Genomic DNA, 24418 nt, shown 5'->3' with positions numbered 1-24418 from the left:
TAACGCGGGATAACGCCGTTCAGAGCGATTCTAAAAGCAAGGAAGGAATGGAGTGATAGAATGAAAGGATTTTTCGCCCTCAGCGGGGGCGAATCGGAGCTCAAGGGGGCCCCTGAGATTGTGAAGCTCCTCCCCCTCGGGCATGTCAGCACAAAGAAGGGGGACTTCGAGGTCGACGAGGAGAGCTTCAAGGCGATGAAAGCACAGATGCAGCAGCACGGCGTCGACATCGTCATCGACTACGAGCACCAGACACTCAAAGACATTCAGGCCCCCGCGGGCGGCTGGATCAAGGAGCTCGTGCTTCAGGACGGAGCGATCGCGGCTAAAGTGGAATGGACGGACACCGCCCGGCAGTATCTCAAAAATAAAGAATACCGCTACCTCTCCCCGGTCGTGCTCGTGGGCAGGGACAACAGGGCGACGATGCTGCACTCGGCGGCGCTCACGAATACCCCGGCAATCGACGGGATGTTCCCGATTATCAATTCGCTCGGCCTCGAGGACTACGGGGACAGCGACAACAAAGAAGGAGGAAACAACACTATGAATGAATTGCTCAAAAAGATCGCGGCCCTCCTCGGCCTCGGCGAAGAAGCCACCGAGGAGGAGGTCATGCAGAAGCTCGGCGAGGCGCTGAACGAGGCGAAGCAGCTCAAGGACGCAGCCGGGCAGAAACAGCCCCCCGAGGAGGAGGGCAAGGTCGTCGCGAACAAGGTCGTTTGTGGTCTGCTCGGCCTTGAGGCCGGAGCTAAAACCGACGATGTCGCGGCGGCGATTATGGCGCTCAAGCAGCCGAAGGGGTTCGTCCCGGAGACGGAGCTCCGCGCGCTGAAGGAAAAGATCGAGCGCAAGGAGGCGGATGACGCCGTCCTCGTGGCGCTGAAGGCGGGCAAGATTGCGGCAGCTCAAAAGGAATGGGCGACCGAGTACGCCCTGAAAGACCCGGACGGCTTCAAGGCGTTCGTCGAGAAGGCCCCGCAGGTCGTCCCGATGGGCGAGCTCGGCGTCGAGCCGGACGGCAGAAAGGCCCCGCAGCAGACCAGCGAGGAGACGCTGAAGATTTGCAAAATGCTCGGCGTCAGTGAGGAAGACCTCAAAAAATACGGATTCGGAAAGGATGATAAATAATGGCACTTGAGAGAGGCAGAAAGACCCCGGAAGTCGCGGAGGGCGGACGGTTCCTCGTTCTCCCCGTGGCGGCGGGCGTAAAGATTTACGAGGGTTCCCTCGTAGTAATTGGCGCGGACGGTTACGCGAAGGCCGCAGCGAAAGGCACGAGCCTCACCGCAGCGGGCCGGGCCGAGAGGTTCGCAGACAACACAGGCGGCGCGGACGGCGACATCACGGTCAAGGTCGCCCGGGGCGTGTTCGTATGGGATAACGACGGCAGCGTCACGGCGGCGCACGTCCTGAAGGATTGCTACATCGTGGACGACTGCACCGTCACGGCGACCAGCACAGGCAGCTCGAAGGCGGGCAAGGTCATCGCGGTCAGCGACGACGGCGTCGCGGTTGAGACCCGATAACGGGAGAAAGAGAGGTAAACACACATGATTGTTAATCAGCAGGCCCTCCGGGGCATTTACACGAGCTTTAAGGTCATCTTTCAAAAGGCGTTCGAGCAGAATGAAACCTTGTGGCAGAGAATCGCGACCCTCGTGCCCTCCGAGACAGGCGAGGAAAATTACAAATGGCTCGGAAAGATTCCGCACATGAGGGAATGGATTGGAGACCGCCAGATTCAGAACCTCAGCGCGTCGGACTACACCATCAAGAATAAGGACTTCGAGCTCACGGTCAGCGTGCCCCGCAGCGACATCGAGGACGACCGGATCGGCCTTTACAAGCCGATTGTCGAGAGCATCGGCCAGAGCGCGAAGCAGCACCCCGACGAGCTCGTCTTCAAGCTGCTCCCGGGCGGCTTCGTGAATAAGTGTTACGACGGGAAGGCGTTCTTCGCTTCCGACCATATCGTCGGGGACGGAAAGAAGGCAAAGAGTTACAGCAACAAGGGAACCGCCCGTCTGAGCCGTGCAGCCTACCGCGCAGCGCGCAAGGCGATCATGTCCCTCGTGGACGAGAACGGCGACAGCTTAAACCTCGTGCCCGACCTTTTGATCGTCGCCCCCGCGAACGAGGACGTCGCGAAGGAAATCCTCCTCGCCGACGAGATCAACGGCACGACCAACACCGACAAGGGCACGGCGGAGCTCATGGTCGCGACGCAGCTCGCCGGGAAGAATGAAAACTCGTGGTATTTACTTTGTACGAAGCGCCCGATTAAGCCGTTCATTTTTCAGGAACGCAAAAAAGTACAGTTCCACCAGCTCACCGGGGAGACCGACGAGAATGTCTTTATGCGGGCCGAGTATGTTTACGGCGCGGACAGCCGGGACAATGCGGGCTATGGTCTATGGCAGATGGCCTATGGCTCGGACGGCTCCGACCCGGAGACGCCTCCGGCCTCGGGCGGCGGTGAGCCCCCGACCGCATAACGGGCCGGGCCTGAAAGGAGGCGGAGAAAATGCTTTACTGCACAGAGGACGAAGTCCGGGGGATGATTAAGGACGACGCCCTGAACACATTGATCGGCGATGCCTACATCGAAGAACCAGAGAGGCGGGAGGAGCTGCTCCGCCCGATCGTCACGGAGGCGGTCGAGGACGCGAGCGGCGAGATCGACGGTTATCTCACAAAGAGGTATAACCTTCCCCTCCCCGGGCCTCCGAAGATTCTGAACAAGTTCGCGAAGGACATCGCGGTCTATAACCTGTTTTCCCGGATTGGGATTGACGAGAGCAGCGAACAAAAGAACATTCTCAACCGTTACAATGCGGCGATTAAGTTCCTCACGCTGCTCGCCGAGGGGAAGGTCGACATCGGGGTCTCCGATACCACTGAGACAGCCCGGACAGGGTTCAGCGTCAGCTCGAGCTCCCGCCTCTTTTCCCGGGATAAGCTGAGGGGGATGTAATGGGCTACAGCATCCGCCTCGAGGGAGACATCCGAAAGCTCATGAAACGCCTGAAGCACTACTCCGACCTTGACAAGAAGCACATCACGGCGGCGATGGCGGAGGCGGTCAGGACGTCCACTCTCGAGCGGTACAAACAGGAGAAAGACCCGGAGGGGAAGAAGTGGAAGTCCTCCATCCGAGCGGAGGCGGAAGGCGGCAAGACGCTCACCGACACGGCACGCCTGAGAAATTCCATCCGGGCGAAGTCGGACGCCTCGGGGTTCACGGTCGGCACGAATACGATCTACGCCTCGACCCACCAGCTCGGGGAGAAGGGCCGGAAAATCACCATCCGGGCAAAGACATCGAAAGGGCTCGTCTTCAAGATTGGCGATCAATGGATTCGCAAGAGACAGGTCACGGTCAGGGTCAAGATTCCGGCCCGCCCGTTCCTCGGCCTGTCAGAAGACGACCTTCAGGAAATCAAGGGGACGCTCGAAGACGCCCTCGGGGAGGAGTAAAAGATGTTTGTTCAATGTCAGCAATTCTTAAAAGACGCGCTGAAGGAAGCGGGCATCCATACACCCCCGATCACCAGCCTGAAGAAACTCACGTTATACACCGACAGTCACGTCGGCGCGATACTCTTCGATTCGGAGACTCTCAACCGAAGCGGCTCGAAACGTATTTTTAGGAATGAGAGGGGCGACCAGCAAAAGAGGCGGAAGGTCTACGATCGGAGCATGACATTCGACGTTATTATCGGCGAATACACAGCGGAAAAGGCGGAGGCAATCTACGAGCGGTTTCTGGGCACGGTCGAGCGGGGCCTGTATATCGACGGAAATTTCACAGCGGCGGAAATTGAGGGCGCGGATTGGGTCGAGAAGGATGACAGCATCCTCAAGGCTCAGGTCGCCGTGCAAGTCAAAATCAGGTTTGACGGCGGCGTCTACCGCGACACCGACTATATTGATGTCAGCAGCAAGGAGCTCGGCATCAGCGCCGAGAACATCATCGGAAAGGAGACAGTCACACATGGCGAAGACACAGGAGCCGGCAGCACAGGGGCCGGCAGAGAATAAGGCAGGGCCGGAGCTCTTCAGAATCGAGGAGCTCCGGGCCAAAAAGAAAACGTCCGCCCCGATTTATAGCGGCGTATGCACCGCGCAGAATTGGGGGCCGGGCAAGGTAATCTCGGAGGCGGACTATGACGCAGCGGTCAAAGCGTTCAGCTTCGCCCCGATGGGAAAGAAGGTGGAGTAAATGCTCGGAGATGTATTTGCAACCGTCAGCGACGGCCTCCTCGGGTTTGAGACCGAGAAGGGGACGGGGATATTCGCCGCGATCGGCGTCTCCCCTGTTAAGGCGGACGCACCGCTCACAATCACCGGGAACATGGGCGTCACGAAAATCCGGGAGCGCCTCGGCCTCTCCCCTCTCGCGGATTCCGTCATGGATTCAGTCGAAAACGGAGCGAGCCGGATTTACTGCATCCCGGTCAAAGCAACGACCGAGGGCACAATCAGCGAAATCAAGAAGACAGGCGACAGCTCCGGGAGCTGCACCGCAGAAGGCAAGCCGAACAACGCTTATTCGGTCATCGTGGAGTTTACGGGAAAGGGCGGGTTTAATACGGCGCTCTTCACCTACTCCATCGACGGCGGCTTCAGCAAGTCCGACGAGGTCACGCTTCCCATGACGGGCGAGTTTGAGATTTCCGGGACGGGCGTGACGCTGAAGTTCACGCAGGACACCAGCACACCGGAGGAGAGCTTCCAGATCGGGGACGCCTTCAGCTTCAGCACAACGGCCCCGCAGATGACGAACGCCGACGCGCTGGACGCCATCGGGAAGCTCAGGCAGTTCGACGAGCTCTTCGAGTTTGTCCATGTCGTCGGGGAATCTACTCCGGCTATGTGGGCGGCAGTCTCGGAGGCACAGGCAGAGCTCGAGACACAGAAGCACAAGCCGCTCCTCTTCATCATGGAGGCCGGGAACATCGGAAAAGACGAGGACGTCGGCGACTATGCCCTACGGCTCGAGGCGGAGAAGAAGAAGCTCAAGAACAAAAATATCGCCGTTGTAGCGGCCCGCTCCCTCTACGTGAAGATGGACGGCACGACGGTCGAGATCAACAACGCCGGGATCGTGTGCGGCCTTATGGCAAAGACCAACGTGCAGCAGTCCATCGGACGGACGTCTGAAGCGGCGGGCATGGGAATCTCAAAGGACAAAATGCTCGAGCTCCGTCCGGCAGGAATCAAGGAATACCTTGAGCTCCTCGATAACGCGAAGTATATCACGTTCCGGGAGTACGACGGCCTCGATGACTTCTATGTCACAAATGCCCGGGTCATGTCCCCGGACGGTTCGGACTACCGCTATATCGAGGACGTGCGCGTCGTGAACAAGATTGTCCGGGAAGTCCGTAAGGCCGGGCTCCCGCTCCTTCAGGAGGACATCGACGTCGAGGACACACAGGGCGAGCTTGAGCGCCGGGCAAAGTATATGGAAGCCCCGCTCGACGATATGGTTCGGAACAAGGAAATCTCTTCCGCGCAGATCAGCGTCCCGGAGGGTCAGGACATCATCAAGGACGAACGGATGGACGTCGTCGTCCGCTATGTGTCCCGTGGCTATATCCGTTCGATTCACGTCGACATCGGGCGGGCCAACGTCACAACGTAAAGGAGGGAATACAGATGTTAAGAGTAAACGGCAGGGCCTACGATTGGGGTGACGTTGACTTCCAGATGCCCGGCCTCAATATTCAGGTTCAGGAAATCAGCTACAATGATGAGCTTGAGAAGGAGGTCGTCTACGGGGCGGGCCAGAGGCCCCGGGGCTACGGCGAAGGAAACTATAAGTCGGAGGGCAAGATCAGCCTTCTCCGCGACGATTATGACGAGCTGCTTGACTATTGCAAGAGAAAAAATAAAAAGCTCTACAAGCTCGTTATCCCGAAAATCGCGGTCTCTTATGCGAATCCGGGAAGCCGCACGAGGACGGACATCCTCAGTACGGTCACATTCACAAAGACCGACCAGAAGGCAGCGCAGGGCGACAAGAGCCTCAAGGTCGACATGGACTTCATCATCGTCAACGGAATCACCCGCGACGGCGTGAAGGCGGTCTAATCAAAATAAATGACAAATGGAGGTAACGATCATGGAAGAGAACAGAGACAACAGCACACCGAAGGCGGCAGCGGATGCCGCCCTCACTGAGGAGCAGAGAATCAAGGCGAAGTACAGCGGCGAGAAGGTCTACAAAATCGCGATGACTTTGCACCCGGACGACGAGACGGAGGTTCCCGTCCGCTATTTCTTCAAGCGCCCCGGGAATCCGAGCTATAACCGCTATGTCAAGACCGCCTCGAAGGATATGACAGGCGCGCTCAAGACGTTCATGTTTGACGCGGTCATCGAGGAAAGCAAGGCACAGCTTGAGAGCGACCTCGAGGAATACCCGGCTCTCGCGATCAGCGTCGGCGAGAAGCTGCTCTCGATGATGGGCTTCACCGACTTGTCAAATTTGAAGAAACTCTAAGCGAGAAGCTCCGGGAGGTACGGGCGAACATCTTCGACGCGGGGACGCTCGAGATCCATCGGTTCGTGCCTCCCGCTCTCTTGGAGGGAATAGACGTCGACAGGCTTGAGCTTGAGGAGTTCCTCGAGCTGCTCGCAAAGGCGCGTTATGTTCAGGAGGTAGAGGCCGCGATCATTCAGCGGGGCGTCGTGGAAGCCTTCGGGGAGGAATGAAAAAGCCGACCCTTTAAAAGGTCGGCTCCCGTCGCTGAATCCATGCGCTATACAGTTTTGTCGCGTTCCTCGCGGCCCTGAAGACGCTCTCCTTTTTCTTGTCCAGATGTCGGCCCCGTGTGTTTTGGGCCCCTATCCATAGTGCATAGGGGATGACGTACAGGGTCAACGGCACGAAGACAAGGACAGCAAGGCCAACGCCGACGCACAGAGCAAAGACGAGAATCTTCAGCATGACAGAAAAAAAGACCATCCTCACCGCCTCCTCGCTCCCATTATAACACGGGAAAGGAGTGATTGAAAGCATGAGCCTCGAATCGGTATTCAAATTGAGCCTCATTATGAATCTGATTGACAATCTCACCGAGCCGATGTCGAGGGTCTCGTCGGCAGCGGGGGGCTCAATCAGCAAATTACAAAGCATGGAACAGACCCTCGGAGGCATGACAAAGGGCGGCGCAGTTATGGCGGGCGTCGGTATGCAGATCACAGACGCAGCCCTCGCCCCGGTCGAGGCAACCTTCGAGACCCGGAGGGCGCTCGGAGAGCTCTCCTCCCTCGGCGTGAAAGACCTCGGGGCGCTGGAAGACGCCGCGCGCAGCTTCTCCGACCAATGGGCAGGGACATCGAAGGCGGACTTCATCAGCGCGGCCTATGACATTAAGAGCGGCATCGCGTCCCTCTCAGATGAGGGCGTCGCACAGTATACAGAGCTCGCGGGCGTCACGGCAAAAGCGACAAAGTCGACCATCGGGCAGATGACAGACCTCTTCGCGACAGGCTACGGCATTTATAAAGACTTCTACGGAGACCTCTCCGACATGGAGTTCGGCGAGATGTTCAGCGCCGGAATTGCGACGTCTGTCAAGCAGTTCAAGACGGACGGTTCGCAGATGGCGGGCGCAATCAAGACCCTCGGAGCGTCGGCAACGACCGCACAGGTTCCCCTCGAGGAGCAGCTTTCCGTCCTCGGTATGCTTCAGGCGACCATGTCGGGCGCGGAAGCGGGCACAAAATACAAGGCGTTCCTCCGATCGGCAACAAAGGGAGGCGAGGCCCTCGGCCTGAGCTTCACCGACGCGAACAATCAGCTCCTAAGTATGCCCGAGATACTCGAGCAGCTCCGGGGCAAGTTCGGCGAAACAATGGACGCCGCCGAGAAAATGGAGCTTCAAAAGGCGTTCGGGGACACGGAGGCCGTCGCGCTCATTGATCTCATGTATAACAAGACGGGCGACCTTCAAGACAACATCCTCTCCCTTTACGATTCAATGGGCGGAGGAATAGGCGTCGCCACCGAAATGGCGACGGCAATCAACGAAACGGAGCCGGAGAAATTCCAGCGGCTCCAACAGCAGATACACAATGTCACGGAAGACCTCGGGAACAGCCTCCTCCCTACTGTCAATACAGTCATGGGGAAAGTCGGGGAGTTTATCGCGAAGGGGGCCGAGTGGGTTCAGAGCCATCAAGAGCTCGTCCGGGTCATTATGCTCGTCGTCCTATGCCTCGGGGGATTCCTCACGGTCGCCGGGTCTGTCATCGCGGTCGTCGGAGGCGTGGGCCTTGTGTTCACAAAGACGGCGGGGTTTGTTACCGGATTTATCGGTACGATTAAGAAACTCCCGGGGATGCTGGACACCGTGCGAATATATGGCATGTACGCAGGGGACGGCATAAAAAAGGGCTTTTCGTATATCAAAAGCGCCGGAGCCGGGGCAATCAACGGAATTAAGAACGTCGCCCTCAGTATGGCGAACATGGCAAAGACCGCCGCTATCAGCGGAGTTAATGCCCTGAAGAGTATGGCGACCGGGCTCGTCGGGATGGCAAAGCAAGCAATCGCGACAGCATCGACGGCCCTCGGGCCGCTCATCAGCTCCGTGTGGAGCTTCACGGCGGCGCTCCTTGCGAATCCGATCACATGGGTCGTTATTGCTATAGTCGGCCTCATAGCGGGCCTCGTGCTGCTCTATAACAAGTGCGATTGGTTCCGAAATTTAGTTGACGGAATCATAAGCGGAGTTAAGGAAAAACTCGGCGCAGCCTTCGCTTTTGTGAAGAATATCTTCGGCGCGATTGGCAACGTCATCGGGAAAGTCATGGGCGCAGCGAAGGCGACCGTCGAAGAAAAGCTCGGCAATATGAAGCGGGCCTACGAGGAGCACGGCGGCGGTATCAAGGGCGTGGCAGCGGCAACGGTCGAGGGCGTCAAGGGCTACTACACAGCCGGATTCACTTTCCTCGATAATTTGACAGGCGGGAAGCTCTCCGCCATAACGAGCAAAGTCTCGGCGAAGTTTGACGAGATCAAGAACACGGTCTCTGAGAAAATGTCAGCCGTGAAGCAGCACTTCAGCGACCGACTGAACGATATGAAGTCGGCCTATGAGGAGCACGGCGGCGGCTTAAAGGGCGCGGCAGCGGCGGCGCTGGAAGGCGTCCGGGGAGCCTATCAAGACGGATTCAATGCAATCGACAACCTCACAGGCGGGAAACTCTCCGCCATAACGGGCAAGGTCTCGGCAAAATTCAACGAGATTAAGAACACAGTCTCCGAGAAAATGTCAGCCGTGAAGCAGCACTTCAGCGACCGCCTGAGCGATATGAAGTCGGCCTATGAGGAACACGGCGGCGGCTTAAAGGGCGCGGCAGCGGCGGCGCTGGAAGGCGTCCGGGGAGCCTACGAGGACAAATTCAACGCAATCGACAACCTCACAGGCGGCAAGCTCTCCGCTATTACGAGCAAGGTCTCGGAGAAATTCAGCGAGATCAAGAATACAGTCTCCTCGGCGATGGAAGGCGCGAAGCAATACGCAGCGTCGAAGCTCGAGGGGATGCGGGCCACATACGAGCAGCAGGGCGGCGGAATGAGAGGCGCGATGGCGGCGACCATGACAGGAATCCGTTCAGTCGCACAAGACGGGTTTAACTTTGTTGACAACCTAACAGGCGGGAAACTCTCGGCTATCCGGGAAAAGTTCTCGCAGGGCATCCAAAACGTCAAGAACGTCGTCACCGGGGCTTTTTCATGGTTCCGGCAGTCAGGAGCGAAAATTCTCACGACATTCACGGAGGGCATCAAGAGCGCAATCTCGGCCCCGGTTAATGCGGTCAAGGGCGCGCTTCAAAAGATTCGGAATATGCTCCCCTTCTCGGACGCAAAGACCGGGCCGCTCTCAACGCTTACACTCTCAGGCCATCGGACGATGACAACCTACGCGACGGGCCTTCAACAGGCAGCAGACGCCCCGGCAGGAGCAGCGCAGGGGGCCCTTGAAAAGGTCAGCACGCAGCTCGGGCCAAACATTCCAACCGGGCCAGAAGCACCGAAAACGCCGCAAGGCCCGCCACCTTCGCCGACACCGATGCCGCTCCCGGCTCCCTTACCTGTTTACAGTGAGGAGCCTGAGACGGTCGGCATCGCAGCAACACGGGCCCCGGTTCGGACAATCGAGCGCCGGGAGGTCAGCAAGGAGAAAGAGACCAACACAACAACCAGCGAGAAGGACACCGGGGTCAGCATCAACGAGTTTCATTTGACGGTCGACTTCTCGAAGATTAAGGAGCTCCCGATGCTGCTGAAGTTCCTCCGAGAGATCGAGGACTATGCAAACGCGAACGGGCTCGCAACTCAGGGGGAGGGATGACGGCATGATATACACAGACGACAGCACCGTGAAGATCGACGCCGTCGTCCTTCCCGGAATCTTCAAAAGTATTGAGGTTAAGGGGGACGCGATTGTCGACGAGCAGGACGTCGAGGGGCAGAGCAAGAAGCCCAAACAGGCGACAGGTTATGAAGACATCAAAGTAAACATTGAGCTCATAGTCGATGACGGCCCGCTTCTCACCAAAATTCAGAAGATCGAGCAGATTCAGCAGATTTTCAGAATACCGGGTCAGGAGAAGCCGACCGTCCATGAAATCATAAACGAACACACAGCGGCCCGGGGCGTGAAACAGGTCATTTTCAAGAACCTCACGCACAAGGCCGAAAACAAAAAGGGGCAGCTCGTCGTCACGCTTGAATTTTGGGAGTACACCGTCATGACGGTCACGGCCTCGAAGTCCGCGAGCGGGTCGTCCGGCTCAAAGAAGGCGGCGGCAGCGGCTACGGCGAAGAGCAACCTCAACGAAGATTATCAAAATTATCTCGGGAACCGGGGCAAGGCTCCGGCCCTGAAAAAGTCACCAGCAAAGGACACCGCCAACGGCGCGAAACATGTCGCGACCGTGAGGGCGATGCCCTACTGAGGAAGTGAGACCATATGGAAACGGAGGAATTATTCTATCCTGAAATCAGCGTCGCGATTGGGAGCTATGCCCTTCAAAAGGGAATCGAGGTCGAGGTCTACTCCGACCAAAACAGCTATTTTGATTGGGCGAAGGTACGTTTTACACCGCAATTTCAGGAGAACATCAGCGTCGCAGAGAAGGAGCCGGGGACGGTCATGCTCGGCTATAACGGAGTTCTTGACACCGTCTTCGAGGGGTATGTCTCCGGGCCTTACAGCGGGGGCGGCTACATGGACGAGATCGTCCTGAAAGACAAGATGCTGCTCCTCGAGGAGACAGTCATCTCGAATACCTTCCTCGACGTGACGCCGCAAGAGATCATCTCCTATTGCCTCGCACAGGCGGGGGTCACAGAGGCGAAGCTCTCGGCGGAAATCTATCAGCCCCGGGCGGTCGTGCCTATCTCACAGAAGAACGTCATCGCAGTCATTAAGGAGGTCGGCACAACTTGGGGCATTAAAAACAAATTCTTTTTTTCGGGCGGCGTCTTCTATTGGGGCGAGAAGCCTGAACAGGAAAAGATATACAACTTCGAGTATGGCGTCAACATCATCACCCTTGACAGGCCGCTCGGCTCGTGGGAGCTTGAGACCGTGTCGGCTCCATTCGTGAAGCACTCACACAAGATCAACGTCACCCATCCGAAGGTCTCGGGCGAGTTTGAGGTCAAGAAGGTCGTCTTCAGAACCAATGAGACGGGCTTCGTCAGGACATATATAAATTTCTAATTCAAAGAAAGGGGGGCGCATATGGGCCCGATGGAAAAAATGATTCAGGACGTCATGGACAAAAAGCTGAAGGAAGACTTTCCTCAGATACAACTCCCCGCCGTTATGAAGGCACGGGTCACGAAGGCGACCGCCCTCGCGGAGGAGTATGAAGATGACGAGCTGAAGATCGAAGACAAGGACGCCGGGCGAACCTTCGAGGCGAAACTCACCGGGAAATGGTTCGAGTACAACCTGAAGATTCTCACAAAGGACGGCGACGTCGACACGCGCTTCCCGGAGGTTCCGGGGGTCAGGTCAAAGATTCAGATTCAGGCCGGAGGCACGGCGGCGGTCGCGCTGCTCTACGGGGAGCTCATGCCCCATATCATCGGGGAGGTCGGATAATGGCAGGACTAAACGACACAGACATCCGCCTCGATGATGAATGGCAGCTTACACAGGCCAGCACAGGGGACGCCCCGGTCTGCTCCGGGACGGACTGCTTCCTTCAGGACATCCGCCTCGAGGCAATCACACAGCCCGGGGAGCTCTTCTACGATCCCGAGTGGGGATGGGGCCTTCTCGAGTTCCTTCAGGCGGAGGACGACGACCTCACCCGGCTCGAGATCAGCGAGCGGGTCAAGGAAAAACTCAGGCGGCGAAAGGAAATCAAGGCCGAGACAATCAGCGTCGCCCTCCTCTTTGGGGACGACGTCCTGAAGATTCTCGCACGGTTCCAGTTTGTCGGCAGCGAGGAGACACAGAGCGTCGGGGTCGGGCTCGACCGTGTAAAGGTGGAGGTGATACTTATTGATTGATAAAAAGATATTAGACGAAGTCCTTCCCGTCCCGGAGCTTGAAGAGTTAGCGGACGAGAAGATCGCGGAGCTGAAGGAGGAGGGCTTCGTCGTCACAAACTTCAGCTCGGGCGGCATCTTCTACCACCTTCTCATGATTGTCTGTCAGATCAGGATTGAGCTCATAGTGCTCCTCCGGGCCGTATTAAACAATATGTTTGTTTCCCATGCCGATGGCGTATGGTCGGAGCTGAAGGCGGCGGACTTCTCGAAGAAGCGCAAGGATGCCGTTAAGACGCGCGGCTATGTGACAATCAGCCGGGAGGCCGTAAAGGGCAAAGACGGCGAAGAGATTGTCGGGGACGCGGTCAAGATACCGAAGGGGCACATCTTCAAGACGATCCGGGACATTAACGGCGAGGAGCTCCGCTACTTCGCAGTTGAGAACACCGTGCTCCAACAGGGAGCGCTCTCGGGCGTGGTAGTGGTGGAGGCCGAACAGGAAGGCGCTCGCTACAACGTACCGCCCGGGCAGATCACAAAGAGCCTCACACATATCGAGGGCATTGACAAGATCGAGAACCTCTCCGGCTGGATCATCCGGGAGGGGGCGGACATCGAGGACTATGAGAGCCTCCGGGCCCGGACGCTCGGAGCATGGGCGGAGCTCTCGACACTACCGATTAAAGACAAATACAAAAACGTGTGTGAAGGCGTGCCCGGGGTACTCTTCGTAAATGTTCACGACCTACACCCCCGGGGACAGGGCACAATCGACATTATTGTAACAGGCACGGCAGGGCAAGCGACGGAGGGCCTCCTTGCGGACGTCATGAAGGCGGCGGCAAGCATCCGGGGCCCTTATGACAACATCCTCGTTATGAGCTCAACAACCGTTGAGCAGGACGTCACCGTCACGATCACCGTGTCGGAGCTGATTGATTCAACAGGCATTGAGGAGCGGGCGGCTTCCGTTATCTCGGAGCTGCTTCAGATACGCAAGGGGCGCAACCTCAACGAGCTCACACACGCCGACATTATCTTCGAGCTGAAGGATAAGCTCCCGGACATCCGAAACGTCAAAGTCACAGTCCCGGAGGAGGATGTCTTCCTCGACAGCGACAAGGTCATTATCCTCGGGGAGGTTACTGTCACGGCGAGGAGGGTCTGAGATGTTTGAAAAATTCAGCGACTATATGTATAGCTTGCTTTTCACGCCCCTCAAGAAGGTAAGGCAAGCCGGGAATCAGTTCTATCTGTTTTTCAAGGTCGTCGGAAAGCTATTCGACGACACAAAGGCCGATATATTCCGCGTGCGTGAGGAGAGCATGGTCGCCAGCGCGAGCGAGGTCATGCTCCCGGAGCACGGCAGAGACAGGGACATGACACGGCTCAAGGGCGAGACAGTTGAAGGCTACCGGACGCGGCTCTCCATGAAGGCCCTCATCGCAGAGAAGGCCGGGACGGAGGCGGGCATCCTCCTCGCTCTCGCGGCGCTCGGCTACGAGCACAGCTACATTGAGCGGATGTCGCTCCATGATACGGAGCGATGGGCCGAGTTTATTGTCTTCCTCGGGGGCAAATACCCGAGCGGCGTGAACGACATCGCGGTTATTGACGCGGAGGTCATGAAGGTCAAAGAGGCCAGCTCGAAGCCGTTCTACGGAATCGAGGAGCGGAACATCGTCGAGATACGGGAAAAATACCGCTCCGGCCTTTACGTCTTCCCAATTTGCGGACGTTTCAAGTGCGGACAGTTCCCGTATAAGAATAACAACGTCGGCTATCTGCTCGGGAGCCGGGCCGTCCTCTCCATCTCTTACCAGGAGGGCTGCTTCCATTATGCCCTATGCGGCACTATGCGGGCGCAGGAGCCGCCCTACATCAAGGGCGATATAATCGGGGGCCGCGTGATCGGAAGCGTCACAGAGCTCCGTGTAGCCTATCAGGAGGGGCGCTTCCCTTATCTCCTGAGCGGGGCCGTCCGGCTCTCGCAAGGTATCGACAACGGCAGGAGCTCGGCGTCCGTCATGCGGGAGGAGCAAGAGCTCGGGGCCGGGGAGTTCGCCTACATCCTGAGCGGCTCGTCTCGGCTCTCACAGGGCGTCGACAATGGCAGGGGCTCGGCGTCGGAGCTTCAGGAAGAATCAAAGCTCGGGGCCGGGAGCTTCAGCTACAGGAGGCCCTCGCAGGGCGAAGACAACGGCAGGGGCTCGGCGTCGGAGCTTCGGGAAGAATCAGAGCTCGGGGCCGGGAGCTTCAGCTATAAGCGGCCCGCACAGGGCGAGGACAACGGAAAGACCGGGGCCTCGGATGTTCAGGCAGCGCAAGAGTTCAGCATCGGCCTCGTCAGCTATGCCCGCAGCGGACAACGTAGGGCGGGCCAGAGAAAGGAGTGACAGACAACACATGAAGACATTGACACCCATCGGCATTAACAAGCAGCTCGTCCGTTTGAGGGATTCCCTCGACTATGCGACTTTCCTCGAGGCGGGGAAGCTCCGCAAGGTCTCAGTATTCAAGGCGGACGTCACGGACAACAAGATCAAGATTTACGTCTACCTTGACGACACCGTGACGGGAGCAGTCAAGGACATCTCCCTCGTTGATAAGGACGGGGATGTCATCGCGATTGCAAAACGCGAGTTCACAAAACCGCGCACGAAAGGCATTTACTCCGTGTTCGCTTACACGTTCGTCGAAGTGGAAGACCCGGATGCGCCGATCATGACAGGAGGTGAAAGCAAATGAATCCATACAATCCTACACCGTGGAAAGACGACGTCTATGACGAGGCAAGCGGCGAGCTGATTCAGGAAGGGACGCCCATGAGCCGGACACAGTTCTACAACATGGAGACGGGCATCCTCGGGAACAACGTGCTCGGAGCCTTCCTTGTGTCACAGGTTATGCAGCATCAGCGCAGCCTCGCAGACCTCGAGGGCGAGATCAAGGAGGTCACGCTCACGAACAGCCTCGAATATCCGTTTAACAACTCCGCGAAGACGGTCGCGCTCGAGCATGAGCGGGACACCCTGAAGTATCAGGTCGGCGTCGAGGTCATTTCCTCGGACGGCCTCGTCGGGGACGTGGAGGTTTATGACAAGGCGCTGAACGGCTTCAAACTCCGCTACACGGGGAGCGCGAAGACCGTGAAGCTCCGCTACTATGTGCAAGGAGGGATGCTCTAATGAATGTCATTATCAAGGACGACGAACGCCGGGAACGGCATGAACAGATTCTCAGGGACTTCGGGCACGACCCGCAGACGGCAAACCGGGAAGCCCGGGAACAGGCCGAGATCATCGCGGAGACGTGTCACGAAGCAGTCAAGAAAGGAGTGTTTAAGTAATGGCAACAATAGCGAAAACAATCGAGAAAACAGGCGGCGACAAGATTGACGTCCGCATCAGCGGGACGAAGGTCATCCTCGGCGATGACGAGATGACGCTGAACCTCAGCAAGTACGAACGGGACGACCCGGTTCATATCGACATCGGGCTCAATGCCCGGGGCTTCCTCACCTTCGGCGTAAGCGACCGTTATGCCGTGCAGATCGACATCCCGGGCCGGGAGTACGATCTCGTCGATACGGGGGAGCTTGACGAGAACGGCTCGCCCCGGATGAAGAAGGTCGCGAAGGCGTTCAGCATGGCAAACGTGACGGTCACACTTTGGGGCCGCGCTGCTGAAGAAACGATGACAGACGAAGAAGGAGGAGAAAACAATGAGTAATTTTGACGACCTGAAGCTCGCAGTCGAGGCATTATCCGGGGGCAAGAATACCGTGCTATTCGATGACGACCTCGGGACAGGGGGCGAGAGCTTCCCTTCTATCATGGTACGGATTCCGCAGTTCACAAGCCTCAGCGTGCTCGCAGGGGCCCCGGACGCGCCTCATTCTATGTTTGTTGTGGATGATGTTCCCTATCCCGAGATTTACTTCTCGAAGTACCCGAACATTGTCATGCACGACCGGGCGTATAGCTTACCGTATAAAGACCCGCGTGCTTATGTGACGTTCGATCAGGCGCAGCAGTTCAGCGAAGCGAAGGGCAAAGGATGGCATCTTGCCACAAATGCGGAATATGCGGGAATTGCCTTGTGGTGCTTGAAGAATGGCTTCATGCCCCGGGGAAATAACTATTTTGGCGGCGACCACTCCGCGACCCATGAGAGGGGCGTCGTGACGTACACATACAACGACAACGGCACGATTCGTAAAGGACGCACGGCGACCGGAAGCGGCCCCGCATCGTGGAATCATGACGGCACTAATGCGGGAATTTGTGATCTGAATGGTAACGTCTGGGAGTGGGCGGGAGGTTTCCGCATTGTTGACGGAGAAATTCAGATTATTCCCCATAATAACGCCGCGAAACATGTCGACCAGAGCGCCAGCAGTACACAATGGAAAGCAATCCTTCAGGACGGCACGATTGTCGCTCCGGGAACGGCGAATACACTGAAGTTTGACAACTCCGTCGCGGGCGATAATACTCAGGTGAATCATAAAGTCGGCGGCACAACAGTCATTAACACGGCCCGGACGAATCCCATGTATACGGGCGCGAGTGTTGACGTTTATAACTACTTCGGCTATCAGGTACACACCTTCGAGACACTTGCCGCGAAGAGTGGGGTCACGGTTCCGATGCTCCTGAAGATTCTCGGAATTGCTCCTCCGACAACAGGGCTTGACGGTGACAACTTTTGGATTCGCAACTACGGAGAACGGCTTCCTTTGCGCGGCGGCTCGTGGGGCGATGGAGCCGGGGCGGGCGTGTTCGCGCTTCATTTGTATTACCCGCGCGCGGCTAGTGGGCCTGGCAATGTAGGTTTCCGCGCCGCTTTTGTCTCTCTGTAATCTGTTTTTTGTGTTCTGGTTTCCGACGCGATAGCGGCGGTTTTCCCCTCCGGGGCTTTTGCCCCGGAGGGGTCGCGATTTTTGGCTTTTTTTAAGTAGCTTTTTTCCGTTGTATATGGTAAAATTTCTGAAGTATTTTATCGAAGAAAGGGGGGAGGAAGTGGAGGAACAGGACACTCAAGAGGAGCTTGAAGGAGCCGCAGATCAGGAAGAGCTCGAAGAGGAAGAAGGGAAACCGAGCAAGCATAAGCTACAGGTTCAACAAAAGGTTTATGACATGATCCTTTATGCTTATCCGGCCCTTGAGCAGATGCCGAAGTCGCAAAAGTTCAGCCTTGCACAGGACATTAAAAAGTGTATGGACAAAATTCTCCGGCTTGTCATTACGGCAAATAAAAAGTACACGAAGAAAACGACCCTTCAGGAGCTCGACATCGAGGTCGCGGCCCTGAAGGTTTACATCCGGGTCGCGGCAGACCTCACCTATCTCCCCCTCAAAAAATACGAGGTTTGGTCGGGTCAGCTTGTGGAGATTGGCAAAATGGTCGGCGGATGGATTCGTTCTAATCGGGAAGCAAATGAGCCAGTCAAGGCAGACGCAGAGATTTATCATTGTGCAGATTGTAACGAAGAAATACCGAGGAAGGCACATAAATATTCGATGGAACACTTCGGGAGGAATTTGTGTTACAAATGCCAGAAGAAGCAACGAAAATGACAAAACACCGGGGACGGATCGGCGCTTCCTTTGCGCGGCGGCAATTTCTGGGATGGAGCCGGGGCGGGCGTGTTCGCGCTGAAACTGAACAACCCGCGCGCGTTGAGCACTCACAATGTAGGTTTCCGCGCCGCTTTTCTCTCATAGCCAGATATTCGGGGCTCAAGGGTCTCGTCTCAGAGCAGAGAGACAAAAGGGATTCGTCTCCGTGCCGACTGAGAAGGTCGGCAAAAAATAAAAACCTCATGGAAGCCGTTAGTAGCTTAGGGAGCAGCTCCCCGAGCGAACGCCGTGACACATGAAAAAATGAATATCATCGGGAATGAATCGGCGCTTCCTTTGCGCGGCGGCGATTGGGGCAATACCTCCGGGGCGGGCGTGTTCGCGCTCAACCTCAATGATGCGCGCGCGAACAGTAGTCATAATGTAGGTTTCCGCGCCGCTTTTCTCTCATAGCCAGATATTCGAGGCTCAAGGGCTTCGTCTCAGAGCAGAGAGACAAAAGGGATTCGTTTCCGTGCCGATCGGGAAGGTCGGCAAAAAATAAAAACCTCATGGAAGCCGTTAGTAGCTCAGGGAGCAGCTCCCCGGGCGAACGCCGTGACACATGAAAAAATGAACATCACCGGGGATAGGTCGGCGCTTCCTTTGCGCGGCGGCTCGTGGAACAATGGAGCCGGGGCGGGCGTGTTCGCGCTTAATTTGAATAACCCGCGCGCGGATAGTGGTAACAATGTAGGTTTCCGCGCCGCTTTTCTCTCATAGCCAGATATTCGGGGCTCAAGGGCTTCGTCTCAGAGCAGAGAGACAAAAGGGACTTGTCTCCGTGCCGATCGGGAAGGTCGGCAAAAAATAAAAACCTCATGGAAGCCGTTAGTAGCTCAGGGAGCAGCTCCCCGGGCGAACGCCGTGACACATGAAAAAATGAACATCACCGGGGACGGGTCGGCGCTTCCTTTGCGCGGCGGCTCCTTCAATGGCAACAGGGCCGGGGCGGGCGTGTTCGCGCTCAACATTTATGAGCCGCGCGCGTATACAGGCCATAGCGTAGGTTTCCGCGCCGCTTTTCTCTCATAGCCGGATATTCGGGGCTCAAGGGTCTCGTCTCAGAGCAGAGAGACAAAAGGGACTTGTCTCCGTGCCGATCGGGAAGGTCGGCAAAAAATAAAAACCTCATGGAAGCCGTTAGTAGCTCAGGGAACAGCTCCCCGAGCGAACACCGTGACACATGAAAAATTATGGAGCCATATGAGAACAATCAAGAATATCAAGGAAAAAGTCACCGATTTTCAGAACCTATACACCGCCTATTTACACGCGCGGAGAAATAAGCGTTACAAGCAGGAAGTCCTTGAGTTTTCCGCGAATCTCGAAGAGAATCTTCACGATATTCAGGAGGCTCTCAGGAATCAGACCTATGTCCCCGGAGCCTATAAAAGACGGATCATTCACGACCCCGTCGACCGTCTTATTATGTGGCAAGACTTCATTCATCGGGTCATACAGTGGGCCGTCTATCAGATCATCAACCCTGAATTTGTGCGCGGCTACATTGAGGATTCCTACGCTTGCATAAAAGGCCGTGGTTCCGATGCCGCAGCACAACGTCTGTTTTATTTCATGCAGCAAGCCGATCGGATAGATAAAAGCGCAGGAATCGACCTCAAGGGCCACCCTCTAAGGCGTACTCTTTTGGAAAAGCTCGATACAAGCAAATTTTTCTATACAATCGACCATGAAACATCTCTTAATTTAGTCGGGAAGAAATGTAACTTCGATCCGTGGTTAATGTGGCTTATGGACTTATTTGTCAATGCTCCGGGCGAGAAGTTCGGATTCCCTCCGGGAAAGGGCGTTAAAGACGTTACTCCTGAAGAGATGCTTGAAGACGTCGGTCTCGCCGTCGGTAATCTCTTGAATCAAATGCTTGCAAATGTAAATCAGAATGAGGTCGACCAATATGCGAAGCGTGTGCTCAGGATTCATTACTATGTCCGTTATATGGACGATATAGTGATATTGTCAGATGACAAAGCGCAGCTTCACGAATGGAGGGAGCAGATCAGCGAGTTCATGCACGAGAAACTCAAGCTCGAACTCAATCCGAAGAAATGCTTTATCCGTCCTATCACTCATGGGGTCGACTTTTGTCAATATCGTATATACCCCGATCACATCAAGCTCAAGAAGGCGACGGCGCTCCGCATGAAGCGCAACCTCAAGAGGATTCAAAACCTTTATGCAGCCGGAGAAATAAGCCTCGAGCGGGCTCAAAAGACCGTCAGCTCTTATATGGGCCTCCTCTCCCATTGTGACAGCTACCAGCTCAAAAGGGCCATATTCGGCGAATATAGCGCGACGGAGTGGTTCGATGGATGGTTCTATCTTCAGCGGGACAGCGACCTCATAGCAGCGAGGGCCGAGGAAAAAAAGAACGGGCGCAGCGAGTAAAATCGCGGCGTCCGTTTTGTCATTTATCTTGCACACGTTTGTCAAAAATTTTGCGCAGCTACAGCGGCACATGGCATTTCATATGCCAAAGGATATGCCAGAGTGTGCAGAAGCTGGAATCTCCACATTTGTATCAGTAAAGAGAGACTAGCTAAGTTTGGTCTTGTATCCATGGAAGACTACTACGCCGAAAAGGCTGTTACATGTTAAGTTGATTGAACCGCCGTATACCGAACGGTACGTACGGTGGTGTGAGAGGTCGGAAGGCGAAATAATCGCCTTCCTCCTACTCGATTTGAAGTAAAAATCTAACACTGTGTGAAAATAAACAAAAATAATGCTGTATGGCGAAAATATTTTATATAAATGGATAAAAATTATTTGACATGGCCGGTCGATAGTGTTATAATCACGATTAGTAAGATTACTAATAATATCAGTAATGTGATTAACGGAGGAGACAGCTATGACAAAAAAAGAGAGAGTGACAGCAGCCATCCGGGGAGAAGAGGTTGACAAGATACCCAGCGGTTTTTCCCTGCATTTTCCTAAGGAATCAGCTTTTGGAGACGCAGCCGTAAAAGCTCATCTGAAATTTTTTGAGGAATCAGATACGGACATTCTTAAAATCATGAATGAGAACCTGGTTCCCTATATGGGAGAGATTAACCATGGATCCGATTACAGCATGGTAAAAGAGATGACCATGGAGGACGGCTTCATGCAGGACCAGGTGGAGCTGGTTAAGAAGATTCTGGCCGGATGCGGCAGGGACGCATTTATCCTGGGTACCCTTCACGGCATTACGGCGTCAGCCATCCATCCCCTGGAGAAGATGGACCCCAACTATACATACGATCAGGTAAGGGAGAAGCTCTGCCGCCTTTTACATGAGGATGAGGATACGGTACTGGCAGGGATGAAGCGTATTGCGGACGTGATGTGTGAACTGGCCGGGACATACATTGAACTGGGCGTGGACGGCGTGTATTATGCGGCCCTGGGCGGCGAAACACGGTTCTTCACGGATGAGGAATTTGATAAATGGATTAAGCCCTTTGACCTGCAGATTATGAAGGCCATCAAGGACGCGGGAGGCTACTGCTTCCTCCACATCTGCAAGGATCAGCTGAACATGGACCGCTATAAGGATTACGGCCCCTACGCGGACGTGGTGAACTGGGGCGTATACGAAGCGCCGTTCAGTTTAGAGGACGGACGGAAGATGTTTGCGGGAAAAACCATCATGGGCGGCCTGCCGAACCGTCACGGCGTACTGGTGGACGGACCGGCAGAGGCAGTGAAGGAAGAGACAAGGAAGGTGATTGAGGACTTCGGAAGAACCCATTTCATTTTGGGAGCTGACTGCACCCTTGCCACAGAACAGGATATGGACCTTTTAAAGGCAGCCGTAGAGGCAGCCAGGGAATAATGTAACAGCGAATATCAAAAGGAGGAACAGAGAATGATGAACAGAAAGTTAGCAATGGCACTTGCGGTATCCATGGTGGTGGGCTCTCTTGCGGCCTGCGGCGGCAAGACCGACCAGGCAGGCACCACCGCGGCATCCAAGGCAGAGAACGCCCAGGGCGGCCAGAGCGGGACGGCTGAGGGCGCTGAGGCAGCGGACGGTGAAAAGACCGTATATCCCGCGGGAACCCTGGTGGTGTATGCCATGGGAAACCCGCAGTACAGGCAGCAGTGGTTTGAGACATGGCTGGAGGACCACAAGGATATTGCGCCGGACGTGAAGATTGAGTTTGTCCAGACAGAGGGAACCGCGGACATCCGCGAGAAGATTACCATGACAGCATTGTCGGGAGCCACCGAGGACCTTCCCGACGCAGCTATGCTGGACCCTGTAACCATCATGGATTTGGCAGGTGCAGGCCTCTTAAAGGATGAGACGGAATATCTGACTCCTCTACTGGATAAGATGGTAGACGGAGCCGCCACAGACGCCACCATCGGCGGACGCATTTACGCGCTGCCGGATTCCGTAAGGCCCCAGGTGCTGTTTTACAACCAGGAGATTTTTGACAAGTACGGCGTGGACGCGGAGCAGATGAAGACCATGGAAGGCTACATAGAGGCAGGACGCCAGCTAAAGGAAAAGAGTAACGGGGAAGTTTACCTTTCCTACATTGATCCAACCAGCAAGACCTGGAGATACTGGGGCCGCAGAGGACTTATGCCGTCGGCAGGCGCTAAAATCTGGGATGAGAGCGGCGAAGTTGTAATCGGAAGCGACGAAGGGACGCAGAAGGCATTGGGCGCCCTGGACACCATGAATTCCGAGGGATTGCTGTTAAAGACAACCATCATGGAACCGGCTCTCTACGACGCCATCAACAAACAGCAGGTAGCCACGTTCTGCATCGGCGCTTTCTGGGATGAGTTCATGAGAAAGAACTGCGAAGCCACCAAGGGACAGTGGAGAGTCATGTCCGCTCCTGAGTTTGAAGGCGTTGGCAAGGCAGGCGCTCCTGTATCCCAGTACATGGCCATCATCGAGAAGGGCGACAATCCTTACTCAGAGCTGTTCCGCCAGATGTGGTATGATTTCACCTTTGACACACAGGCAAAGGAAGTATGGGTGAATTCCATGGAAGAACAGAACGCGCCATATTCCAACCCTGTATCCAGGGAAATGCTGGAAGACCCGTTCTGGAAAGAGCCATCTGACTTCTACGGCGGCCAGTCCTTCCGCGAGATGGAGGGCAAGTGCCTGGAGAACGGCGCGGCAAACCTGGTGGTGACACCTCAGGATGCGGAGGCAGATGAAATCATTTCTGCCGAGCTGGAGAAGTACGTGGCAGGCAACCAGTCCATGAGCGACGCCATCGCCAACATGGATAAGAACTTAAAAGCTAAGATCGGCAAGGCTGAAATCAGCCAGTAATGCATGAAAAGGCTCCCGCCCCGAGGAGGGAGCCTTTTATAAAACTTAAGGAGGAGGCAGCGAATGTTAAAAGCACTGAAAAAATACAGGGCTCCCTATTTGTTTATCATGCCCTTTTTTATCCTGTTTCTTGTATTTCAGCTGGTGCCCACCATATGGACGTTCTACATCAGCCTGACAAACTGGAAGGGAATCGGGACTCCGGATTTCTGCGGGTTTGACAACTACAGGAAAATGCTGATTGACGATATGTTCTGGGAATCCCTGGGCAACACAGTGGTCTACTGGCTCACCGGACTGGTATTCATTATCTGCTGTGCCCTGCTCATCGCGTCCCTATTAAACAGCAGATACTTAAAGAGTAATTCCGCCAGGGCATTTTTCAAAACGGCTACCTTCCTTCCGAATATATGTGCAGCCATTGCCATGGGTCTTATTTTCCGAATGCTGTTTGATGAAAACGTGGGCCTGGTCAATGAGCTGGTGACAATGCTCGGGGGCAGCAGGCTCCCCTGGCTTACCAGCACCACATTTTCAAAGATACCGGTCATTATCCTGAATGTCTGGAGATATACCCCATGGTTTACCATGATTCTCTTATCAGGACTGCTTAACATATCCAAGGATTACTATGAGGCAGCCACGGTGGACGGGGCCAACGGGTGGCAGCAGTTCTGGTTTATAACCCTGCCGTCCTTAAAGAACATCCTGTTTTTCTGTTCCGTCACACTGACAGTGGATATGTGGAAGCTGTTCAATGAATCCTATATTCTTCCGGGGCCGGGAACCTCCAACTCATCCCTGTTCCAGTACATGTACGAGTCAGGCTTTAATGTATTCAACATGGGTTATGCATCGGCAATCGGCGTTATCCTGATTCTTATTCTGATTGTCATATCCATCATCCAGTTTGTGGTAAGACACAAGCAGGGCGAAATATAGAAGGAGGGA

At 55.5% G+C, this 24418-nt stretch carries 29 protein-coding genes; 28 read left to right on the top strand and 1 reads right to left on the bottom strand.

Going from position 1 to position 24418, the window contains the following annotated elements:
* The first annotated feature begins 60 nt into the window (after positions 1-60).
* From LA360_RS28690 to LA360_RS29870, 11 genes are all read left to right on the top strand, one after another.
* The gene (locus LA360_RS28690) at positions 61-1131 is read left to right on the top strand and encodes a phage protease (RefSeq protein WP_003499850.1); all 1071 of its coding nucleotides are present in this window, start codon (positions 61-63) and stop codon (positions 1129-1131) included.
* Positions 1131-1529, top strand: coding sequence for a hypothetical protein (locus LA360_RS28685; protein WP_003499853.1), 399 nt, complete (start codon positions 1131-1133; stop codon positions 1527-1529). The genes LA360_RS28690 and LA360_RS28685 overlap by 1 nt, the downstream gene beginning before the upstream one ends.
* Before the next feature lie 24 nt (positions 1530-1553).
* Positions 1554-2498, top strand: a complete 945-nt coding sequence (locus LA360_RS28680) for a Mu-like prophage major head subunit gpT family protein (protein ID WP_003499855.1) — start codon at positions 1554-1556, stop codon at positions 2496-2498.
* A gap of 29 nt (positions 2499-2527) precedes the next feature.
* Complete coding sequence (locus LA360_RS28675) at positions 2528-2977, top strand: DUF1320 domain-containing protein (RefSeq protein ID WP_003499856.1); 450 nt, start codon at positions 2528-2530, stop codon at positions 2975-2977.
* On the top strand, positions 2977-3480 hold the full coding sequence (locus tag LA360_RS28670; RefSeq protein ID WP_003499858.1) for a phage virion morphogenesis protein: 504 nt from the start codon (positions 2977-2979) through the stop codon (positions 3478-3480). Before LA360_RS28675 ends, LA360_RS28670 begins: the two co-directional genes overlap by 1 nt.
* Before the next feature lie 3 nt (positions 3481-3483).
* The gene (locus LA360_RS28665; RefSeq protein WP_003499860.1) at positions 3484-4044 is read left to right on the top strand and encodes a hypothetical protein; all 561 of its coding nucleotides are present in this window, start codon (positions 3484-3486) and stop codon (positions 4042-4044) included.
* Positions 3998-4225 (top strand): hypothetical protein, encoded by a 228-nt coding sequence (locus tag LA360_RS28660; protein WP_003499861.1) that lies wholly within the window; start codon positions 3998-4000, stop codon positions 4223-4225. Before LA360_RS28665 ends, LA360_RS28660 begins: the two co-directional genes overlap by 47 nt.
* Positions 4226-5650 (top strand): DUF2586 domain-containing protein, encoded by a 1425-nt coding sequence (locus LA360_RS28655; protein ID WP_003499862.1) that lies wholly within the window; start codon positions 4226-4228, stop codon positions 5648-5650.
* Positions 5651-5664: 14 nt separating this feature from the next.
* Positions 5665-6099, top strand: coding sequence for a hypothetical protein (locus LA360_RS28650; RefSeq protein ID WP_003499863.1), 435 nt, complete (start codon positions 5665-5667; stop codon positions 6097-6099).
* Positions 6100-6130: 31 nt separating this feature from the next.
* Entirely contained in the window at positions 6131-6511 is a 381-nt protein-coding gene (locus LA360_RS28645; protein ID WP_003499864.1) for a DUF6848 family protein, read from the top strand.
* 80 nt (positions 6512-6591) lie between these two features.
* A complete protein-coding gene (locus tag LA360_RS29870) occupies positions 6592-6723 on the top strand; it encodes a hypothetical protein (RefSeq protein ID WP_263870331.1) in 132 nt (43 codons plus the stop codon).
* A 13-nt stretch (positions 6724-6736) separates the two neighbouring features.
* On the opposite strand, the gene LA360_RS28640 is transcribed toward LA360_RS29870, so the two are convergent.
* Positions 6737-7135, bottom strand: a complete 399-nt coding sequence (locus tag LA360_RS28640) for a hypothetical protein (protein ID WP_225537836.1) — start codon at positions 7133-7135, stop codon at positions 6737-6739.
* On the opposite strand from LA360_RS28640, the gene LA360_RS28635 reads away from it, so the two are divergent.
* The 17 genes from LA360_RS28635 to LA360_RS28555 all read left to right on the top strand — a co-directional run bounded on the left by LA360_RS28635 (position 7029) and on the right by LA360_RS28555 (position 24409).
* Positions 7029-10373, top strand: a complete 3345-nt coding sequence (locus LA360_RS28635) for a phage tail tape measure protein (protein WP_003499865.1) — start codon at positions 7029-7031, stop codon at positions 10371-10373. The two genes, LA360_RS28640 and LA360_RS28635, sit on opposite strands and share 107 nt — an antisense overlap.
* Positions 10374-10377: 4 nt before the next feature.
* The gene (locus tag LA360_RS28630) at positions 10378-10980 is read left to right on the top strand and encodes a hypothetical protein (protein WP_003499866.1); all 603 of its coding nucleotides are present in this window, start codon (positions 10378-10380) and stop codon (positions 10978-10980) included.
* A 14-nt stretch (positions 10981-10994) separates the two neighbouring features.
* Entirely contained in the window at positions 10995-11750 is a 756-nt protein-coding gene (locus LA360_RS28625; protein WP_003507796.1) for a hypothetical protein, read from the top strand.
* 21 nt (positions 11751-11771) lie between these two features.
* A complete protein-coding gene (locus LA360_RS28620; RefSeq protein ID WP_003499868.1) occupies positions 11772-12137 on the top strand; it encodes a hypothetical protein in 366 nt (121 codons plus the stop codon).
* Positions 12137-12550 (top strand): hypothetical protein, encoded by a 414-nt coding sequence (locus tag LA360_RS28615; protein WP_003499869.1) that lies wholly within the window; start codon positions 12137-12139, stop codon positions 12548-12550. The genes LA360_RS28620 and LA360_RS28615 overlap by 1 nt, the downstream gene beginning before the upstream one ends.
* The gene (locus LA360_RS28610; protein WP_003499870.1) at positions 12543-13700 is read left to right on the top strand and encodes a baseplate J/gp47 family protein; all 1158 of its coding nucleotides are present in this window, start codon (positions 12543-12545) and stop codon (positions 13698-13700) included. Before LA360_RS28615 ends, LA360_RS28610 begins: the two co-directional genes overlap by 8 nt.
* A gap of 1 nt (position 13701) precedes the next feature.
* Positions 13702-14928 (top strand): hypothetical protein, encoded by a 1227-nt coding sequence (locus LA360_RS28605; protein ID WP_003499871.1) that lies wholly within the window; start codon positions 13702-13704, stop codon positions 14926-14928.
* Between the two features lie 10 nt (positions 14929-14938).
* The gene (locus LA360_RS28600; RefSeq protein WP_003499872.1) at positions 14939-15280 is read left to right on the top strand and encodes a hypothetical protein; all 342 of its coding nucleotides are present in this window, start codon (positions 14939-14941) and stop codon (positions 15278-15280) included.
* Positions 15277-15720 (top strand): hypothetical protein, encoded by a 444-nt coding sequence (locus tag LA360_RS28595; protein WP_003499873.1) that lies wholly within the window; start codon positions 15277-15279, stop codon positions 15718-15720. The genes LA360_RS28600 and LA360_RS28595 overlap by 4 nt, the downstream gene beginning before the upstream one ends.
* On the top strand, positions 15720-15881 hold the full coding sequence (locus LA360_RS28590) for a hypothetical protein (protein WP_003499874.1): 162 nt from the start codon (positions 15720-15722) through the stop codon (positions 15879-15881). The genes LA360_RS28595 and LA360_RS28590 overlap by 1 nt, the downstream gene beginning before the upstream one ends.
* Positions 15881-16264, top strand: coding sequence for a hypothetical protein (locus tag LA360_RS28585; protein WP_003499875.1), 384 nt, complete (start codon positions 15881-15883; stop codon positions 16262-16264). Before LA360_RS28590 ends, LA360_RS28585 begins: the two co-directional genes overlap by 1 nt.
* Positions 16257-17396, top strand: a complete 1140-nt coding sequence (locus LA360_RS28580) for an SUMF1/EgtB/PvdO family nonheme iron enzyme (RefSeq protein WP_225537834.1) — start codon at positions 16257-16259, stop codon at positions 17394-17396. The genes LA360_RS28585 and LA360_RS28580 overlap by 8 nt, the downstream gene beginning before the upstream one ends.
* Before the next feature lie 160 nt (positions 17397-17556).
* The gene (gene avd, locus LA360_RS28575) at positions 17557-18114 is read left to right on the top strand and encodes a diversity-generating retroelement protein Avd (RefSeq protein ID WP_225537833.1); all 558 of its coding nucleotides are present in this window, start codon (positions 17557-17559) and stop codon (positions 18112-18114) included.
* A gap of 1248 nt (positions 18115-19362) precedes the next feature.
* Positions 19363-20565: an RNA-directed DNA polymerase gene (locus LA360_RS28570; protein ID WP_003507783.1), complete on the top strand. Its 1203-nt coding sequence runs from the start codon at positions 19363-19365 to the stop codon at positions 20563-20565.
* Positions 20566-21031: 466 nt separating this feature from the next.
* The gene (locus LA360_RS28565; RefSeq protein WP_002584630.1) at positions 21032-21997 is read left to right on the top strand and encodes a uroporphyrinogen decarboxylase family protein; all 966 of its coding nucleotides are present in this window, start codon (positions 21032-21034) and stop codon (positions 21995-21997) included.
* 33 nt (positions 21998-22030) lie between these two features.
* Entirely contained in the window at positions 22031-23467 is a 1437-nt protein-coding gene (locus LA360_RS28560) for an ABC transporter substrate-binding protein (protein ID WP_089776102.1), read from the top strand.
* A 63-nt stretch (positions 23468-23530) separates the two neighbouring features.
* Complete coding sequence (locus LA360_RS28555) at positions 23531-24409, top strand: carbohydrate ABC transporter permease (RefSeq protein ID WP_022201909.1); 879 nt, start codon at positions 23531-23533, stop codon at positions 24407-24409.
* Positions 24410-24418 lie beyond the last annotated feature (9 nt).

It is taken from the genome of Enterocloster clostridioformis (assembly GCF_020297485.1).
Lineage (GTDB): Bacteria > Bacillota > Clostridia > Lachnospirales > Lachnospiraceae > Enterocloster > Enterocloster clostridioformis.
This window is presented reverse-complemented; position numbering and strand designations above follow the sequence as displayed.

Bases quoted from the DNA above. Each gene is read 5' to 3' on its own strand.
- LA360_RS28690 (WP_003499850.1), top strand. From the start codon at position 61: ATGAAAGGATTTTTCGCCCTCAGCGGGGGCGAATCGGAGCTCAAGGGG.
- LA360_RS28685 (WP_003499853.1), top strand. From the start codon at position 1,131: ATGGCACTTGAGAGAGGCAGAAAGACCCCGGAAGTCGCGGAGGGCGGA.
- LA360_RS28680 (WP_003499855.1), top strand. From the start codon at position 1,554: ATGATTGTTAATCAGCAGGCCCTCCGGGGCATTTACACGAGCTTTAAG.
- LA360_RS28675 (WP_003499856.1), top strand. From the start codon at position 2,528: ATGCTTTACTGCACAGAGGACGAAGTCCGGGGGATGATTAAGGACGAC.
- LA360_RS28670 (WP_003499858.1), top strand. From the start codon at position 2,977: ATGGGCTACAGCATCCGCCTCGAGGGAGACATCCGAAAGCTCATGAAA.
- LA360_RS28665 (WP_003499860.1), top strand. From the start codon at position 3,484: ATGTTTGTTCAATGTCAGCAATTCTTAAAAGACGCGCTGAAGGAAGCG.
- LA360_RS28660 (WP_003499861.1), top strand. From the start codon at position 3,998: ATGGCGAAGACACAGGAGCCGGCAGCACAGGGGCCGGCAGAGAATAAG.
- LA360_RS28655 (WP_003499862.1), top strand. From the start codon at position 4,226: ATGCTCGGAGATGTATTTGCAACCGTCAGCGACGGCCTCCTCGGGTTT.
- LA360_RS28650 (WP_003499863.1), top strand. From the start codon at position 5,665: ATGTTAAGAGTAAACGGCAGGGCCTACGATTGGGGTGACGTTGACTTC.
- LA360_RS28645 (WP_003499864.1), top strand. From the start codon at position 6,131: ATGGAAGAGAACAGAGACAACAGCACACCGAAGGCGGCAGCGGATGCC.
- LA360_RS28635 (WP_003499865.1), top strand. From the start codon at position 7,029: ATGAGCCTCGAATCGGTATTCAAATTGAGCCTCATTATGAATCTGATT.
- LA360_RS28630 (WP_003499866.1), top strand. From the start codon at position 10,378: ATGATATACACAGACGACAGCACCGTGAAGATCGACGCCGTCGTCCTT.
- LA360_RS28625 (WP_003507796.1), top strand. From the start codon at position 10,995: ATGGAAACGGAGGAATTATTCTATCCTGAAATCAGCGTCGCGATTGGG.
- LA360_RS28620 (WP_003499868.1), top strand. From the start codon at position 11,772: ATGGGCCCGATGGAAAAAATGATTCAGGACGTCATGGACAAAAAGCTG.
- LA360_RS28615 (WP_003499869.1), top strand. From the start codon at position 12,137: ATGGCAGGACTAAACGACACAGACATCCGCCTCGATGATGAATGGCAG.
- LA360_RS28605 (WP_003499871.1), top strand. From the start codon at position 13,702: ATGTTTGAAAAATTCAGCGACTATATGTATAGCTTGCTTTTCACGCCC.
- LA360_RS28600 (WP_003499872.1), top strand. From the start codon at position 14,939: ATGAAGACATTGACACCCATCGGCATTAACAAGCAGCTCGTCCGTTTG.
- LA360_RS28595 (WP_003499873.1), top strand. From the start codon at position 15,277: ATGAATCCATACAATCCTACACCGTGGAAAGACGACGTCTATGACGAG.
- LA360_RS28590 (WP_003499874.1), top strand. From the start codon at position 15,720: ATGAATGTCATTATCAAGGACGACGAACGCCGGGAACGGCATGAACAG.
- LA360_RS28585 (WP_003499875.1), top strand. From the start codon at position 15,881: ATGGCAACAATAGCGAAAACAATCGAGAAAACAGGCGGCGACAAGATT.
- LA360_RS28580 (WP_225537834.1), top strand. From the start codon at position 16,257: ATGAGTAATTTTGACGACCTGAAGCTCGCAGTCGAGGCATTATCCGGG.
- LA360_RS28570 (WP_003507783.1), top strand. From the start codon at position 19,363: ATGAGAACAATCAAGAATATCAAGGAAAAAGTCACCGATTTTCAGAAC.
- LA360_RS28565 (WP_002584630.1), top strand. From the start codon at position 21,032: ATGACAAAAAAAGAGAGAGTGACAGCAGCCATCCGGGGAGAAGAGGTT.
- LA360_RS28560 (WP_089776102.1), top strand. From the start codon at position 22,031: ATGATGAACAGAAAGTTAGCAATGGCACTTGCGGTATCCATGGTGGTG.
- LA360_RS28555 (WP_022201909.1), top strand. From the start codon at position 23,531: ATGTTAAAAGCACTGAAAAAATACAGGGCTCCCTATTTGTTTATCATG.